Raw genomic sequence first — 15081 nt, 5'->3', positions numbered from 1 at the left:
AGAGATAGATATATTCCATCTTAAATGCGGGCATAGCTCAGTGGTAGAGCGTCTCGTTGCCAACGAGAAGGTCGAGGGTTCGACCCCCTTTGCCCGCTCCAACTAACTGTAAAATATTGAATTATATAACGTTTATTTTCCAAAAATTTGTTAAGAAAAAAGATATTAGATTTTTTAAAAACAATTTAATTTACTATTTATTTTTTAGGATCTGTAGAAAATTCTTAAACCACGACATAATAGTTAATATTTTTAACTTTAAAGTTTACGCAAGTTATAAAAAAAATAAAACCTCACACGCTTTATTAAGAAAATGTGGTTTTGACGATGTAACAGAGTTAAATATCATAAATAAAATTTCCCAATCGAAAGAAATTCTTTTTTTAGATTGTGGCTCAAACTATGGTTTTTATTCTCTTTATGCTGCCAGTCTTAATAATAAAAACTTTGTTATTGGATTTGAGGCATCTTTGAATACATGTGAAGCATATAAAAAAAATATTGAATTAAATAATTTTAAAAATGTGGATCTAATTCAATGTGCGTTATCAAATGAAAATAATGAAAGCTTAGAATTCTTTGAAAGCGAAAATGATTGGGAAAGTTCTATTTCACATGAAAACTTTAACCTGAAAGCAAAGAAAAAAGTATTAACTAAGACTTTAGATCATGTTTTGAAAAATAAAGAATTTGAAGGTAAAAATTTGATAATAAAATTAGATATTGAAGGAAATGAGTTTAAAGCTTTGGAAGGCGCTTCAAAAATAATAGAAGACTATTCACCTGTTATAATTATTGAGTTATCAAAATTTATCTTTGAGAATTATAATAATAGAAACTACTTAAGTAACTTTTTAATGAAATATAATTATTCAATTTATAATAACAAAAAAAAACAATTAACAGAGTCTGATATTTTGGATTTAATTAAACAATTAGATAAAAGTCATAATACTATAGGTAATTTTTATTTAATAAAAAAAGATTCTGATAATGAAAAAATTTTTTTAAAAAATGAGTGATGATCTTGATCTAAAGAAAAAAAAATGTGTTCCATGTGAAGGTGGTGTAATTCCTTTTGATGTGTCTCAAATTCATAAATATCAAAAAAAAGTTGATGGATGGGATGTGCTTAACAATGAGAAAAAAAATTTTTATTTAGAAAAAAAATTTAAATTTAAGAATTTTTTAGAAAGTCAAAAATTTATTAATGATGTAGGGAAAATATCTGAGGAAGAAGGACATCATCCAGATATTATTTTTGGTTGGGGTTATGCAATTATACGTATTACTACACATGCTATAGAAGGACTTTCAGAAAATGACTTTATTTTGGCCGCTAAAATCGATGAAATCACTAATGTCTAAAATGTCTAGTTTTTGAAAAAACTAAAACTGTTTCTGTATCGTTGGCAAATTTAATTATCTCTTTATCTCTTATAGATCCTAATGGTTGTATAATTGCAGATACTCCTGACTGAACTAATTTTTCGATACCATCAACAAATGGGAAAAAAGCATCTGAGGCTGCAACGATGTCGTCTTTTGGATTAACAAATTTTCTCATTTTATTTATTGCTATTTGGCAACTATCTAATCTACTAGGTTGTCCAGAGCCTATACCAACTGTTGAGTTATTGTGAGCTAAGACAATAGCATTAGACTTTACATATCTGCATACATTAAAGGCGAAAATCAAATCTTTCATTTGAGAGTTTGAAGGTTTTAATTTTGAAACTATTTTGAAATCACTAGGTTTAAATTGAATCATATCTTCATTTTGAATCAAAAATGCATCATTGTGAGAATTAATTTTATAATTCTCAGTTAACTTAAATTGGTCAGCATTGATTAATCTTAAATTTTTCTTTTTTTTTAATATTTTTAATGCACCAGGATCAAATCCATTAGCAATTATAACTTCGAGAAAGATTTTATTTAATTCAATAGCTAATTTACTATTTACTTTGAAGTTGCATGATACAATACCTCCAAATGCACTAACAGGGTCAGAAGCAAGTGCTAATTTATAACATTCTACTTGATCTTTTTTAATAGACACACCACAAGGGTTTGCATGTTTTACAATAACGACACCACTATTATTTGGTAATGATTTTGAAATTGTTAAGGCAGCAAAAATATCATTTAGATTATTATAACTTAATTGTTTTCCACTTAATTGATTTAAATTTAAATGATTGGAAGAATAAATGGCACTCATTTGATGAGGATTTTCTCCATATCTTAATTTATTAATTATATTTGTGCTAAAGACCTTTCTTTTTGGGAAACTATCATTAGTTAATTTGTTAAAATAATTAGAGATCAAAGAATCATAGTGAGCAGTTTCGGTAAATGCATACTTTGACATTTTTTTTCTAAATTCAATTGTGGTTGAGCCATTGTTTAAATTCAGTTCATTAATAAGCTCTTCATATTGGTCTGTCGATGTTATCACTGTAACATCATTGTAATTCTTAGCGGCAGCTCTTACCATTGTTGGTCCGCCAACATCTATATTTTCAATTATTTTATTATGATTATTTGTATTTTTTAATGTTTCTTCAAATGGGTAAAAATTAACTATAACTAGATCAATATTTTCAAAGCTATTTTTTTTTAATTCTTGACTGTGTCTTTTGTTTTTTCTCTTATTTAAAATACCAGCGTGAATTTTAGGGTGTAAAGTTTTGACACGACCGTCTAATATTTCGGGTGAATTAGTAAAATCTGAAACTTCAATGCATTTAAATTTAAGATTTTTGATCGCTTTAAATGTTCCCCCAGAACTGATTATTTGAATATTATATTTTCTTAAACAATTTAATAGTGGCTTTAAATTTTGTTTATCAGATAATGAAATTAAGGCTCTTTTAATTTTTGGCATTATATTTTTATTAATTCCCACTTAATATCATTATTTTTTGAATTTATTATCCCTGATATAAAAATATTTTGATTTTCAACATACGTACTTTTACTGTTAAAAAATAGCCCATTTTCGATATTTACTTCATAATTTTTACAACTAAATTTCCAACCTTCATCAGCAATTTCAATTAGTATATTTTTATTATCTTGGGTTTTCATAACTTTTGAAGATGGGTCTAAATGAAAACGAATATCAAATTTAAGATTTGGCAAATCCTTTTTACCTTTAATTTTATCAGTACCAATTAATTTGTAGTTTTCAGGAAAATATTCAATTTCTCTTTCATAAATTAAATTATATTTTTTCAAATAGCCATCATGAGAAGCATTTATTTTCCAATAATTTTTTTCAAAAACAATATTTTTTTGAATTATTTTTAGATTCGTATTAATTTTATATTTACCTTTAGAATTCCTGCTAAATTTACATGATGAATTATCATCTAATACTAAAGTATTTTGTAGAGCCGAAGATCGACATAGTTCATTTAATTGATGATTTGAACCTTCATAATAACCTGCATTTGTAAAAATTTTTTTTCCATTAGATAAAAATTCAAAAGAAAGAGAACCAGCTTGATATTCATCTGAAAAATTTTTCTCAGGTGATGGTCCAATATCCATAAATAAATTAATTTTTTTATTGTTTAAGGATACATAATTTGAATTTTCATAATTTTTATTTTTAAATGAATAACCACATCTTTTTAAATATTGATCAAATTCAAAATTTTCAGATAAATTGTTACCATTAAAGTGTGGATCAAAATTGATATTTTTCCAAAAGAATGAGTAAGATTGACCTAAATAAAAAATATATTCATCAATAAACTCAGGTATAACATTTTGTGATTCTTTAAACCATTCTCTAATCAATATTAAATATTTTAAAAAAAATATAGAATGTTTAATACTACGAGATTTTGGGAACCCATATTTATCAAAAGTCTCTTTAATAAATTTTTTTAATAAATCTAATCCAGCATCTAAATTTTTTGTTTGTTCACTGTAACAAAGAGAAAAAAGAATTATTGCAGAAATACTTATTATTTTATTTTTATAATTTTTTGAATGATTTATTTGATTTAATAAATGTAAAATTTGTTTTTGTAGTATTAAATCAAATTCTTTTTGGTACTCTTTAGTCCCATTATCATAAGTTAATTTAGAATTTGATAACCATGAAATGATTCTTTTTGATACAACGCTTATTTCCCAACTTTTTGAGTTATATTTGTTATTTACATTAATCCATTTTGTAATTACTTTTTGTACATCATTACTAGAAGATTTTAGATCTAAACTAAAAATCCAAAAAAAATTATTTAATCTTTTAAATTGTTTCTCGTTAAGTTTTTTATTTGTCCATATTTCTTCTAATGAAAAATCAGTAATGTTATTTTTTTTTGTTTTGAATTTAATTAGAGAAGATAGAAGGTAAGTGCTTGGTTTATATTTAAATTGAAGATCTGTGTATTTAGAAATTTTTTTGTCATATAAAAAAGAATTAAGATATAAATTTCTTAAATTATTCAGCATATAAAACAGATTATATTAAGAATAGCTAACTAAACCGATTTCAATAAATCTATATTTTTTTTGATATCGCCGTCATTACTCTTAAAAATAGTTGTTCCTGAGACCAGGATATTTGCTCCTGCTTCTATTGCACTCTTTGAATTCTCAAAATTAATTCCACCATCAATTTCTATGTCATAATTAAATTCATTATCTTCACGAATTATCTTTAATTTTTTAACTTTTTCTAAGACTTCAGGTATGAATTTTTGTCCCCCAAAACCTGGATTTACACTCATTATAAGAACTAAATCAATTTGATTTAAAAATTTCTCTATTATTTCAATTTTTGTTTCTGGATTTAATGAAATTCCAACTTTTTTTTTTAAATCCTTAATTTTTGTTATTGAGTCTTGCAAGTTATCAGTTGCTTCAGGATGAATTGTAATTATATCAGCTCCTGCTTCTGCATAATCTACTATGTATTTGTGGACAGGAGCAATCATCAGATGAACATCAAACTTAAGTTTAGTATGTTTTCTAAGTGATTTAATGACAGGAGGTCCAATAGTAAGATTTGGAACATAATGTCCATCCATTACATCAACATGAACCATGTCAGCCCCAGCATTTTCTAATTTTTTTATCTCATTACCAAGTTGACTAAAGTCAGCTGAAAGTATTGAGGGTGAAATTTGTATTTTTTTCATTGATAGCAATTACTAGTAGTATCAATTTTTAAAATTTAATTGAATTAAAAAATTGATAAATTTGTCTAGAAATTTCACTTTCAAGAGGAAATGATAGCATACCCATTACAGAATAACCAAGCACCCATGGCATTAAGTAAAATCTAATCATAAAAAAGAACCATGCAATATATAATGGTACTAATGGACCAATTATAAATTTTGGTGTTATTGGTTTAAAAAGTCTAATAAATGGATTTGTTATTTTTACAAACACTTTCATAAAAAAAAATTCAGAATCTTCTTTTTGAAAAATATTCATTGCAACCTTACCAATCAAAGTCCACATGATCATACCTAAAGCATAATCAATTATATAGACTAAGGGATGAAAGTTTGCTGATAATCCTGATGACATATAAGTTTTATATTAGATAAAAGAACAAAAAAAAAGGGGCGAATAAATCGCCCCTTAAATTAATTAAATTTAATAAGTATTATTTACCAATTACAGTTTTACCTGCAGGTACACGACACTCATCAACCATTCTTTGAGTAGCTGCATTAGGTGCTGCTGTCATTAAACTTACAACAACCATTGCAACTAAACTAACAGTAGATCCAAAGATACCAAATGTTAACTGAGTGATACCTAGGAAACCAGCTCCGCCGTTACGTACCCAAACTAGATACGCAAAACCAGATATTAGTCCTAATAGCATACCAGCTATTGCACCTTCTTTGTTAGCTCTGCTCCACCATACACCAAGTACAAGTGGCCAGAATAAACCAGACATCGCAAAGTCAAAAGCCCAGATTACCGAACCTAAGATACCTTGGATTTCCATTGCTGCAATTGTAGCTCCAGCAAAACCAATCACCACAAGTAATACCCTTGCAACAACTAGTCTTTTTGCAGTTTCCGCTTTTGGATCAATGATTTTATAGTAAACATCATGTGATATAGCGTTTGCAATTGCTAGAATTAAACCATCTGCTGTTGACATGGCAGCTGCCATACCACCGGCTGCAACTAGACCTGAGATTACATATGGTAATCCAGCTATTTCTGGTGTTGCTAACACAACGGCTTTACCACCCATGAAGAACTCATTTAATTCAACAGTTCCATTTCCGTTAAAGTCGCTGATAAACATCAGATTAGCTTGGTTCCAGTTTTGGTACCAATCGATTGCTTGTACTTCAGCAATAGATTTACCAATGATACCAGTCGGTAACGACGGATCAATCAATGATAGTTTTGAAAGTGTCGCTAACATTGGTGCAGACGAATATAGTAGGAAGATAAAGAATACTGACCAACCTACTGATTTTCTAGCTGCTTTTACACTTGGAGTTGTGAAATATCTCATCATCACGTGCGGTAATGAAGCTGTTCCCATCATCATCGCTAGTGCTAATGAAATAAACTGCCAAGGCGAAGCATTTACTGCAGAGTGAGCTTTAGTTATTCCAGCTAAGCCTTTTGGCACCATTGCAAGATCCTCTTTAGAATTTGCAACAAAACCAAACTGAGCCTCTAATTCACCAATTCTGGCAACTTCATCAGCTAACATGAAGTGCGGGAAGAAACCTGCACCAATTTTGTTACTGATCCAGAATACTGGAAGTAAATAAGCTATGATTAGTACAATGTACTGTGCAACTTGTGTCCAAGTTACTCCTCTCATACCACCTAACATTGAACATAATAAAATACTTATTAATCCAACATATACAGCGTATTGAAATGGAATATCAAGAGCAACAGATGCAATAGTACCTGTAGCGTTAATTTGTGCAGTTACATACGTAAATGAAGCAACAGTTAAAACTATTACCGCACATAGTCTTGCTAAATTACCACCGTATCTTGTACCTACGAAATCTGGAACTGTGTAACAGCCAAATTTTCTTAAGTATGGTGCTAATAATGATGCAACTAACACATAACCACCAGTCCAACCTACAAGTAACGCCATGTAACCATAACCTTTGAAGTATATACCACCTGCCATTGCAACGAATGATGCACCTGACATCCAGTCAGCTGCAGTTGCCATTCCGTTGAATACAGTCGGTACTTGTCTTCCAGCTACGTAGTAAGCGTCGGCTTGAGCTGTTCGTGATAGCCAACCAATTATCGCATAGATAGCTACTGTAAAAGCAACGAAACAAATTCCAATTGCTTTTGCAGACATACCTGCTTGTTCAGCAATTGCCATAATGATTATGAAAGCTAAAAAACCTCCTGTATAGATTCCATAAACCTTAGGCAAATTGTCTATAAAATTACCTTTTAACATTAATCGCCTCCTTTTTCAGAAAAGCCGAATTCCTCATCAATTTTTTCTTGTCTATTCGAAAACCAAAAAATTAGGATTACGAAAATTCCAAGAGAACCTTGACACGTGAACCAATATGTTAGTGGATAACCAAATGGTCCAGTCGTTTCGTTAAGTTCGGCTCCAAAAAGGAAGATACCCATTGAGAACACAGCCCAGATTGCTAAAGTAATAAATAGCAAACCTCTGGTCTTTTCCCAGTGTTGTGCTTGTTTAGACATTATATCTCTCTCCTTGTTAGTTATAACTGGCGAAAACTCTAACCATTATGAAATAGATTAAAAGAGTAAAAATTGCCCAAAATAGGGACATTTTATACTATAAGTGATATGAAAACTCTTAATTTATGTCAAAAAGTAAATTTACGTGGCGTGATTTGAAACTTTCAGATTTTAAAGTTTACTTATTTGCATTGTTTAAAGCTTTTATTCCTAAAAAGAAATTACAGAACTTAAATGATCTTGAGGAATTTATTCAAACTAAATCTGCATGGGTGGCGCAAGTAACACTTTATAGTTACCTTAAAACTAGAATGGGCACTAGATACGTTTTACATTTTGAAAACGATGAGTTTATGCAATCAGTAAATTTAGCTAAATGGAATATCTACGCAGTTTCTTTACAAGATCTAACTTTTTATGTTTTTTCATATTTAAAAATTAATTTTCATTTTGATAGTTTACATAATGCCGAAGAAATTTTTCTCAATATTCTTGATGATGAATTATCAAACAAAATGCCACAAGATATTATTAATGAAGCAAAAAAAAATTTTAAAGAAAGATTAAATAAAATTAATTGGGAAAATCAAATTAACGATTATCCATTTAATCCGAGTGCACTTTCTTTATTTAAATGGGCACCAATAGCCGATGAATTAAAAGATCTTGATCGAAAGATTGTACTTAATTCAATGATACTTAAATGGGATATAATTAAAAAAGAATTTAGTGAAAGAATAGAATTTTAAATATTCTTCCTATTCTCAATTAAACTATCAACTACTGAAGGATCAGCTAGAGTTGTTGTATCACCTAATTGATCATGTTCATTCGCTGCAATTTTTCTTAAAATTCTTCTCATAATTTTTCCAGATCTTGTTTTTGGCAAACCAGGTGAAAAGTGAATTAAATCAGGAGTAGCTAAAGGACCGATTTGTTTTCTAACCCACAGTTTTAAATCTCTTTCTAGCTCTCCATTTTCTTGCTCTCCTGCATTGAGAGTTACATAACAATATAACCCATTACCTTTAATGTCATGTGGATACCCAACCACTGCGGCTTCAGCTACTTTTGGATGAGCCACAAAAGCGCTCTCAATTTCTGCCGTCCCTAAATTGTGTCCTGATACTATGATAACATCATCTACTCTTCCAGTAATCCAATAATAGCCATCTTTATCTCTTTTACATCCATCTCCAGTAAAATATTTTCCATCAAATTGAGAAAAGTAAGTGTCTATAAATCTTTGATGATCGCCATATACAGTTCTCATTTGACCAGGCCATGATTGAGAAATACACAATCGACCTTCACCTGGACCTTTAATCTCGTTTCCATCTTTATCAACAAGTGATGGCTTTATTCCATAAAATGGCTTTGTAGCAGAACCAGGTTTTAAATTAATTGCACCTGTTTGTGGAGCAATCATAATACCGCCCGTTTCAGTTTGCCACCAAGTATCTACAATTGGTGACTTTGAATTACCAACCGTTTTATAATACCACATCCAAGCTTCTGGATTTATTGGTTCTCCAACTGTTCCTAGAAGTTTTAAAGATTTTCTTGAAGTTTTTTTTACGGGTCCATCACCCTCTCTCATTAAGGCTCTTATTGCAGTTGGTGCTGTATAAAAAATATTAACTTTATATTTATCAATAATCTGCCACCATCTAGAACTATCAGGATATGTAGGAATTCCCTCAAACATGACAGTAGTTGCACCATTAGCTAGCGGACCATAAATGATATAACTATGTCCTGTAACCCAACCAATATCAGCGGTACACCAGTAAATATCTTTTGGTTTATAGTTAAAAATATATTGATGTGTCATTGAAGCATACACCATATAGCCACCTGTTGTATGCAGAACACCTTTAGGTTTTCCAGTTGAGCCAGAAGTATACAAAATAAACATTGGATCTTCTGCCTTCATTTCTTCAGGCTCACAATGGTTTGAAACATCTTTGATTAAGTCATCATACCAAACGTCTCTATCGTAATCCCAACTAACAGAGTTTCCAGTTCTTTTTATTACAATACATTTTTTAACATTTGGACAACTTCTTAAAGCTTCATCTGTAATTTCTTTTAATGGAATTGTCTTTCCACCTCTTACACCTTCATCAGCAGTAATAATATATTCAGACTCACAGTCGTTTACTCTCCCTGAGATAGAGTCAGCTGAAAATCCTCCAAAAATTATTGAATGCACTGCACCAATTCTAGTGCAGGCTAACATAAGAACCGCAAGTTCAGGCACCATGGTTAAATAAATTGTTACTCTATCACCTTTTTTAATCCCTAATTTTTTTAATCCGTTTGCAGCTTTAGAAACTTTTTGATGTAATTGTTTATAAGTAATTTTTTGACTATCTTTTGGATCATCACCAACCCAAATGATTGCAGTTTCATCTTTTTTATCTTCAAGATGTCTATCTATACAATTTGCAGATGCGTTAAGAGTCCCATCCTCAAACCATTTTATCTTAACATCTGTCTTACTATATTTTACATCTTTAATTTTTGTATAAGGCTTGATCCAAGAAATTCTTTTTCCTTCTTTAGCCCAAAATTCATTATTATTTTTTATAGATTCGTTATATTTTTTTGTGTACTGAGCTTTGTTAGCTAAACTGTTTTTTACCCATTCAGGCCTAGTTTTAATTACTAACTCTTGTTCTTTTTTTTCAGTTGTTTTAGCTATTTTCTTTTTAAATTTTTTTTTCTTTTTTATATTTTTCTTTTTTCTAATTTTTTTTGAAGACTTCCTTACTACCTTCTTTCTTTTTGGAGTTTTTTTGTTAACTTTTTTAGATTTCTTTTTTTTCTTTTTCGGCATTGTTATGTTTTACTCATTCTTAATAAGATTTTCCAGCTTTTAGAATCAATATTCATCACTGATAATCTGCTTTGTTTAATAAGTGATAATTGGCTTAATTCCTTATTTTTTTTAATTTCTGCTAATGAAATAGGTCTTTTAAGTTTTTCTTTAAACCTAACAGTCACGGCAACAAACCTTTCTGATTTGTCAGTTTTATCTAAATAAAATTCTTTAATAACTTCAACTATTCCAACTATTTCTTTACCAATATTTGAATGATAAAAAAAACAAAGATCACCTTTTTTCATACTTTTTAAATTATTTGCTGCTTGATAATTTCTTACACCATCCCAAGGCGCACCTTTGAACCCGGCTTTAATTTGCTGATCTAAAGACCACACATCGGGCTCTGATTTTAACAACCAATAATTCATTATAATTTTATACCTGCTCCTTTTAAAAAGATGGCTTTCTCATCTAATTGCCATCTTGGATTCGCTGGAAAGTTTAAATTATCAAATAATTTTGATTTGTATTTTTCTAATCCAACTAATCCAATCATTGCAGCATTATCTCCACATAAATTTATTGGAGGAAAAATTGCATCAAAGTTATGTTCATCACAAATTTCTTCGAACATTTTTCTAAGTTTTTTATTAGCTGCCACTCCTCCAGCAATTACAAATGTATTTTTTTTGGATTCATTTTTCATTTTAAATTCTTTAAATGCAACAATTGTTTTTTTTCTCATTATTTCCTCAATTGTCTTTTGAAAAGAAGCTGCAATATTATATTTATCTTGATCACTTTTTATATTTTTTGAAATTTTTAGTATTGCTGTTTTTAAACCCGCAAATGATAGATTGCATCCACCTCTATTTAATATTGGTTTTGGTAATATGAATTTTTCTGGATCTCCTTTTTCTGCTAATATTTCTATTTGAGGACCTCCAGGAAACTCTATTCCAAGAAGTTTTGCTGTTTTATCAAATGCTTCACCCAAAGCATCATCTATTGTTGTTCCTATTCTTTTGTAGTTGCCTAATCCATTGACAATTAAATATTGACTGTGTCCTCCTGATATTAACAACAAAAGATAAGGATAATTTATAATTGAATTAAGTTTTGGACTTAAAGCATGACCTTCTAAATGATTTATAGCCATAAATGGTTTATTTAATGTATTAGCAAAAGATTTACCAAAACTTAGACCAACTGATAGACAAACAACTAAACCTGGTCCAGCAGTTGCTGCAACGCCATCTATATCTTTAATATTAATACCACTATCTTTGATAGCCTTTTTAGCAATCCAGTCGATTTTTTCTAAATGGGATCTTGCAGCTAATTCAGGAACAACACCACCAAATTCTTTGTGGATTTCTTCTTGACTTGAAACAACATTAGATAAAATCACTGGTTGATTTAGATCATTTTCAGTGATTATTGCTGCAGCAGTTTCATCACAACTAGATTCTATACCAAGAATAATTGGTTTTTTACTCATATAAATTAATATTATAAATAGTAGAACTGGTTACAAAAGTAAAACTATGAAAAAAATCATAATTGGATCTAGAGGGAGTAAATTAGCATTATTGTATGCAGAAAAAGCAAAACAATATTTAATTAACTCAGGTAATTTAACTAAAGAGGAGATTCTAATTAAAAAAATTGTTACAAAAGGTGATCAGGTTCAAGACAAAAGATTATCAGAGATAGGAGGAAAAGGTTTATTTTCAAAAAATATTGAGAAGGAACTTTTAGATAAAAATATTGATATTGCGGTTCATGCATTGAAAGATATGCCAGCTATAGAGACAGGAGGTTTATATAGCAATTGTTACCTTAAGCGTAATGATTCTAGAGAGGTTTTAATAAGTAGAGATGGAAAGAATATAAAAGATATTAAACAAAATGCAGTAATTGGTACATCTTCGTATAGGAGAGATTTTCAAATTAATAGATTAAGAAATGATCTCAAATCTAAATTAATAAGAGGCAATGTAGATACAAGAATTCAAAAACTTCAAGATGGAAATTATGATGCAATTATTTTATCTTTGGCTGGATTAAAATTTTTAAATTTAGAAAAAAAGATATCACAAATTTTCTCAATAGATGAAATTATTCCTAGTGCTGGCCAAGGTATTATAACACTACAATGTAGAAATGATGATCAAGAGACAAAATCTTTATTGAAGAAAACTAATGACTCGGAAACAGAAATTAGAGCTACAGCAGAAAGAAATGTTCTAAAAATTCTAGAGGGAGATTGTGAGACAGCTGTGGGCGCTCATTCTTTTATTAAAGATAAAAAAATTACATTAAAGGCAGAACTTTTTTCTCTTGATGGTACACAAAAGTACTATGAAGAAGGTACAGATGATATTGAAAACTATAAAGAACTGGGTTTAGAAATTGGAAAAAAATTAAAATTTAAATCAGGTGATAACTATAAAAAATAAATTTTATGCATATTTTATTAACAAGACCTTTAGAAGATAGCCTAATAACGATTAAAAAATTTAAGGATTTAGGTCATGATGTTTCTCATTTACCACTTCTTAAAATTGAAAAAATCGAAAATAATGATTTTGCTTATGATCCATATGAAGCATTAATTTTTTCAAGTTCAAATTCAATTAAATTTTTAGATAAGAGAAAGATAGATAAAAATATAAAATGTTTTACTGTTGGTTCAGCTACTGAAAAAAAAATTCTTTCATTAGGATTTCAAAATACCATTCCAGCAGAAGGAAGCGTTAATAGTTTATTAGAAATTATTCAAAATAATCATAATATTACAGATGGCAAATTATTATATGTCAGTGGAGAAACTATTTCATATGAATTAGATCAAGACTTAAAAAAAAAGGGTTATGATATTGATCGGTTAATCAATTATAAAACAATCCATAATACTTTTGATGATAAAGATTTTATTAAAAATTTGAAAAAAAAAATACCTGATATTGTTTATATATATTCCGAAAATAGTGCCAAAAGCTTTTTTAATTTTATTAAAAATTCAGGTCTTAAAGATGATTGGATGAATACTAATTTAATGTGTATGGGGGAAAAAGCCTCATCAATACTAAATGATATTAAATGGAAAAAAATTTTCCTTTTTAATCCTGGTGAAGAAGAGTTTTTGTTATATAAAATTTAATTATGGAAATAATAAATAATTTTTCTAATATTTTTTTATCAGTATGGAATAAAGGAATTCTTGGAGTAGATATATTTCAAATATTAATTGGTGTAGGGATTTTTTTATTATTTCTTATATTTAGAGGAATAATTTCAAAGTTAATAATTAGAAAATTAGAACTAATTTCAAAAAGAACTACAAATAAGCTTGATGATACCTTTGTTAAGTCAATGGTTGGTCCTGCAAGATTTTTACCAATAGTTTTGGGTTTTTTTATTGCAAGTTATTATATGACTTTTTCTGCGGAAGGTAGAGAAGTTGTAGATACAATAAATAGAACTTTAATCACCATATTGATCTTTTGGGTCATTCATCAAATCATAGAACCAATTTCTTACATACTAAGTGGCTTAGATCAGATTTTAACACGAGAACTAATTGGATGGATAATTAAATCATTAAAAATATTAATTTTCATTTTAGGTTTGGCTGCAGTTTTGGAATTATGGGGAATAAAAATAGGACCAATTATTGCTGGTTTAGGATTGTTTGGTGTTGCAGTTGCTCTAGGAGCACAAGATTTATTCAAGAATTTAATTTCAGGGATTTTAGTGTTGGTAGAAAAAAGATTTAAAATAGGAGATTGGATTTCAGTTGATGGAGTTATTGAAGGCATTGTTGAAAAAATTGGTTTTAGGTCTACAACAATAAGAAAATTTGATAAGTCTTTGGCAATTATTCCGAATTTTCAATTTGCAGAAAATGCTGTAGTAAATGTGAGTGAAACATCTAATTGGTTAATTAGTTGGAACATTACATTGCAGTATGACACTACGGTAGACCAACTTAAAACTATTAGAGATGAAATAGAAAAATATATAACAGAAAGTACTGACTTTGATACTAAAATTGGAGTTGCGGTCAGAGTTGATAAATTTTCAGATAGTTCAATTGATATGTATGTTCGTTGTTTTACAAATAGCAGAAGTTGGAATGATTGGCTTTCAGTTAAAGAGAGACTAGCTATTAAAATTAAAGAAATAGTTGAAGGCAACAAGGCATCATTTGCATTTCCTAGCCAATCAATTTATGTCGAGAAAAAATGATAGCTATTTTTTATTTAGTTTTACAAATTTTAAAACTTTATTCATACGTAGTAGTAGCCAATGTTGTTATAAGCTGGCTTATAGCATTTAATATTCTTAATACAGGAAATCGATTTGTTTACGCTATTTTGGAACTTACTTATCGATTGACCGACCCAATTTTAGTAAAGATAAGAAGATTTCTTCCTAACTTGGGATCATTAGATATATCTCCAATCATATTACTTTTGTTGATTTGGTTTATAGAAATGTGTATGAAACTCTACATTGCACCATTAATATTTTAATTT

16 protein-coding genes and 1 tRNA gene are annotated in these 15081 nt (G+C 29.0%); 8 read left to right on the top strand and 9 right to left on the bottom strand.

The genetic code is table 11. The annotated features are described in order from the left end of the window. Positions 1 to 26 precede the first annotated feature (26 nt). From ACTT9U_RS02395 to ACTT9U_RS02385, 3 genes are all read left to right on the top strand, one after another. Positions 27 to 101: transfer RNA gene (locus ACTT9U_RS02395), tRNA-Gly, on the top strand. Positions 102 to 116: 15 nt separating this feature from the next. Then, positions 117 to 1022 carry an FkbM family methyltransferase gene (locus tag ACTT9U_RS02390; RefSeq protein ID WP_440931594.1) on the top strand — a complete coding sequence of 302 codons (906 nt, stop codon included), beginning with the start codon at positions 117 to 119 and terminating at the stop codon, positions 1020 to 1022. Beyond that, entirely contained in the window at positions 1015 to 1368 is a 354-nt protein-coding gene (locus ACTT9U_RS02385; protein WP_440931593.1) for a 4a-hydroxytetrahydrobiopterin dehydratase, read from the top strand. Before ACTT9U_RS02390 ends, ACTT9U_RS02385 begins: the two co-directional genes overlap by 8 nt. Here the strand turns inward: ACTT9U_RS02385 and purH are convergent. The 6 genes from purH to ACTT9U_RS02355 form a co-directional block, all read right to left on the bottom strand. After that, a complete protein-coding gene (purH, locus tag ACTT9U_RS02380; protein ID WP_440931592.1) occupies positions 1358 to 2890 on the bottom strand; it encodes a bifunctional phosphoribosylaminoimidazolecarboxamide formyltransferase/IMP cyclohydrolase in 1533 nt (510 codons plus the stop codon). The two genes, ACTT9U_RS02385 and purH, sit on opposite strands and share 11 nt — an antisense overlap. Further along, positions 2890 to 4473, bottom strand: a complete 1584-nt coding sequence (locus tag ACTT9U_RS02375; RefSeq protein WP_440931591.1) for a heparinase II/III family protein — start codon at positions 4471 to 4473, stop codon at positions 2890 to 2892. The genes purH and ACTT9U_RS02375 overlap by 1 nt, the downstream gene beginning before the upstream one ends. A gap of 29 nt (positions 4474 to 4502) precedes the next feature. Then, complete coding sequence (gene rpe / locus ACTT9U_RS02370; protein WP_440931590.1) at positions 4503 to 5162, bottom strand: ribulose-phosphate 3-epimerase; 660 nt, start codon at positions 5160 to 5162, stop codon at positions 4503 to 4505. A gap of 28 nt (positions 5163 to 5190) precedes the next feature. Next, positions 5191 to 5559 carry a hypothetical protein gene (locus ACTT9U_RS02365; protein ID WP_440931589.1) on the bottom strand — a complete coding sequence of 123 codons (369 nt, stop codon included), beginning with the start codon at positions 5557 to 5559 and terminating at the stop codon, positions 5191 to 5193. Between the two features lie 79 nt (positions 5560 to 5638). Continuing rightward, positions 5639 to 7447: a sodium:solute symporter family protein gene (locus ACTT9U_RS02360; RefSeq protein WP_440931588.1), complete on the bottom strand. Its 1809-nt coding sequence runs from the start codon at positions 7445 to 7447 to the stop codon at positions 5639 to 5641. Further along, positions 7447 to 7707, bottom strand: coding sequence for a DUF4212 domain-containing protein (locus ACTT9U_RS02355; RefSeq protein ID WP_440931587.1), 261 nt, complete (start codon positions 7705 to 7707; stop codon positions 7447 to 7449). The genes ACTT9U_RS02360 and ACTT9U_RS02355 overlap by 1 nt, the downstream gene beginning before the upstream one ends. A 125-nt stretch (positions 7708 to 7832) precedes the next feature. On the opposite strand from ACTT9U_RS02355, the gene ACTT9U_RS02350 reads away from it, so the two are divergent. Then, entirely contained in the window at positions 7833 to 8456 is a 624-nt protein-coding gene (locus ACTT9U_RS02350) for an esterase (protein ID WP_440931586.1), read from the top strand. On the opposite strand, the gene acs is transcribed toward ACTT9U_RS02350, so the two are convergent. From acs to tsaD, 3 genes are read right to left on the bottom strand one after another with little or no spacing between them, the layout of a single operon-like run. After that, positions 8453 to 10549: an acetate--CoA ligase gene (acs, locus tag ACTT9U_RS02345; protein ID WP_440931585.1), complete on the bottom strand. Its 2097-nt coding sequence runs from the start codon at positions 10547 to 10549 to the stop codon at positions 8453 to 8455. The genes ACTT9U_RS02350 and acs overlap by 4 nt on opposite strands. 2 nt (positions 10550 to 10551) lie before the next feature. After that, entirely contained in the window at positions 10552 to 10965 is a 414-nt protein-coding gene (locus tag ACTT9U_RS02340) for an EVE domain-containing protein (protein ID WP_440931584.1), read from the bottom strand. Further along, positions 10965 to 12038, bottom strand: coding sequence for a tRNA (adenosine(37)-N6)-threonylcarbamoyltransferase complex transferase subunit TsaD (gene tsaD / locus ACTT9U_RS02335; RefSeq protein WP_440931583.1), 1074 nt, complete (start codon positions 12036 to 12038; stop codon positions 10965 to 10967). Before tsaD ends, ACTT9U_RS02340 begins: the two co-directional genes overlap by 1 nt. A 46-nt stretch (positions 12039 to 12084) precedes the next feature. Between tsaD and hemC the strand changes: the two genes are divergently transcribed. The 4 genes from hemC to ACTT9U_RS02315 are packed head-to-tail and all read left to right on the top strand — an operon-like array spanning position 12085 to position 15078. Further along, positions 12085 to 12999: a hydroxymethylbilane synthase gene (hemC, locus tag ACTT9U_RS02330; protein ID WP_440931582.1), complete on the top strand. Its 915-nt coding sequence runs from the start codon at positions 12085 to 12087 to the stop codon at positions 12997 to 12999. Between the two features lie 5 nt (positions 13000 to 13004). Then, positions 13005 to 13703, top strand: coding sequence for a uroporphyrinogen-III synthase (locus tag ACTT9U_RS02325; protein WP_440931581.1), 699 nt, complete (start codon positions 13005 to 13007; stop codon positions 13701 to 13703). 2 nt (positions 13704 to 13705) lie between these two features. Continuing rightward, positions 13706 to 14791: a mechanosensitive ion channel family protein gene (locus ACTT9U_RS02320; RefSeq protein WP_440931580.1), complete on the top strand. Its 1086-nt coding sequence runs from the start codon at positions 13706 to 13708 to the stop codon at positions 14789 to 14791. Beyond that, positions 14788 to 15078: a YggT family protein gene (locus ACTT9U_RS02315; protein ID WP_440931579.1), complete on the top strand. Its 291-nt coding sequence runs from the start codon at positions 14788 to 14790 to the stop codon at positions 15076 to 15078. Before ACTT9U_RS02320 ends, ACTT9U_RS02315 begins: the two co-directional genes overlap by 4 nt. The last annotated feature ends 3 nt before the right edge of the window (positions 15079 to 15081 follow it).

It is taken from the genome of Candidatus Pelagibacter sp., from assembly GCF_052049975.1.
Classification (GTDB): Bacteria; Pseudomonadota; Alphaproteobacteria; order Pelagibacterales; family Pelagibacteraceae; genus Pelagibacter.
The sequence above is the reverse complement of the archived record's forward strand: the minus strand, read 5'-3'. Positions and strand labels throughout refer to the sequence as shown.

Excerpts from the sequence above, each read along its gene's own strand:
- ACTT9U_RS02385 (WP_440931593.1), top strand. The coding sequence starts at position 1,015 with ATGAGTGATGATCTTGATCTAAAGAAAAAAAAATGTGTTCCATGTGAA.
- purH (WP_440931592.1), bottom strand. The coding sequence starts at position 2,890 with ATGCCAAAAATTAAAAGAGCCTTAATTTCATTATCTGATAAACAAAAT.
- ACTT9U_RS02375 (WP_440931591.1), bottom strand. The coding sequence starts at position 4,473 with ATGCTGAATAATTTAAGAAATTTATATCTTAATTCTTTTTTATATGAC.
- rpe (WP_440931590.1), bottom strand. The coding sequence starts at position 5,162 with ATGAAAAAAATACAAATTTCACCCTCAATACTTTCAGCTGACTTTAGT.
- ACTT9U_RS02365 (WP_440931589.1), bottom strand. The coding sequence starts at position 5,559 with ATGTCATCAGGATTATCAGCAAACTTTCATCCCTTAGTCTATATAATT.
- ACTT9U_RS02360 (WP_440931588.1), bottom strand. The coding sequence starts at position 7,447 with ATGTTAAAAGGTAATTTTATAGACAATTTGCCTAAGGTTTATGGAATC.
- ACTT9U_RS02355 (WP_440931587.1), bottom strand. The coding sequence starts at position 7,707 with ATGTCTAAACAAGCACAACACTGGGAAAAGACCAGAGGTTTGCTATTT.
- ACTT9U_RS02350 (WP_440931586.1), top strand. The coding sequence starts at position 7,833 with ATGTCAAAAAGTAAATTTACGTGGCGTGATTTGAAACTTTCAGATTTT.
- acs (WP_440931585.1), bottom strand. The coding sequence starts at position 10,549 with ATGCCGAAAAAGAAAAAAAAGAAATCTAAAAAAGTTAACAAAAAAACT.
- ACTT9U_RS02340 (WP_440931584.1), bottom strand. The coding sequence starts at position 10,965 with ATGAATTATTGGTTGTTAAAATCAGAGCCCGATGTGTGGTCTTTAGAT.
- tsaD (WP_440931583.1), bottom strand. The coding sequence starts at position 12,038 with ATGAGTAAAAAACCAATTATTCTTGGTATAGAATCTAGTTGTGATGAA.
- hemC (WP_440931582.1), top strand. The coding sequence starts at position 12,085 with ATGAAAAAAATCATAATTGGATCTAGAGGGAGTAAATTAGCATTATTG.
- ACTT9U_RS02325 (WP_440931581.1), top strand. The coding sequence starts at position 13,005 with ATGCATATTTTATTAACAAGACCTTTAGAAGATAGCCTAATAACGATT.
- ACTT9U_RS02320 (WP_440931580.1), top strand. The coding sequence starts at position 13,706 with ATGGAAATAATAAATAATTTTTCTAATATTTTTTTATCAGTATGGAAT.
- ACTT9U_RS02315 (WP_440931579.1), top strand. The coding sequence starts at position 14,788 with ATGATAGCTATTTTTTATTTAGTTTTACAAATTTTAAAACTTTATTCA.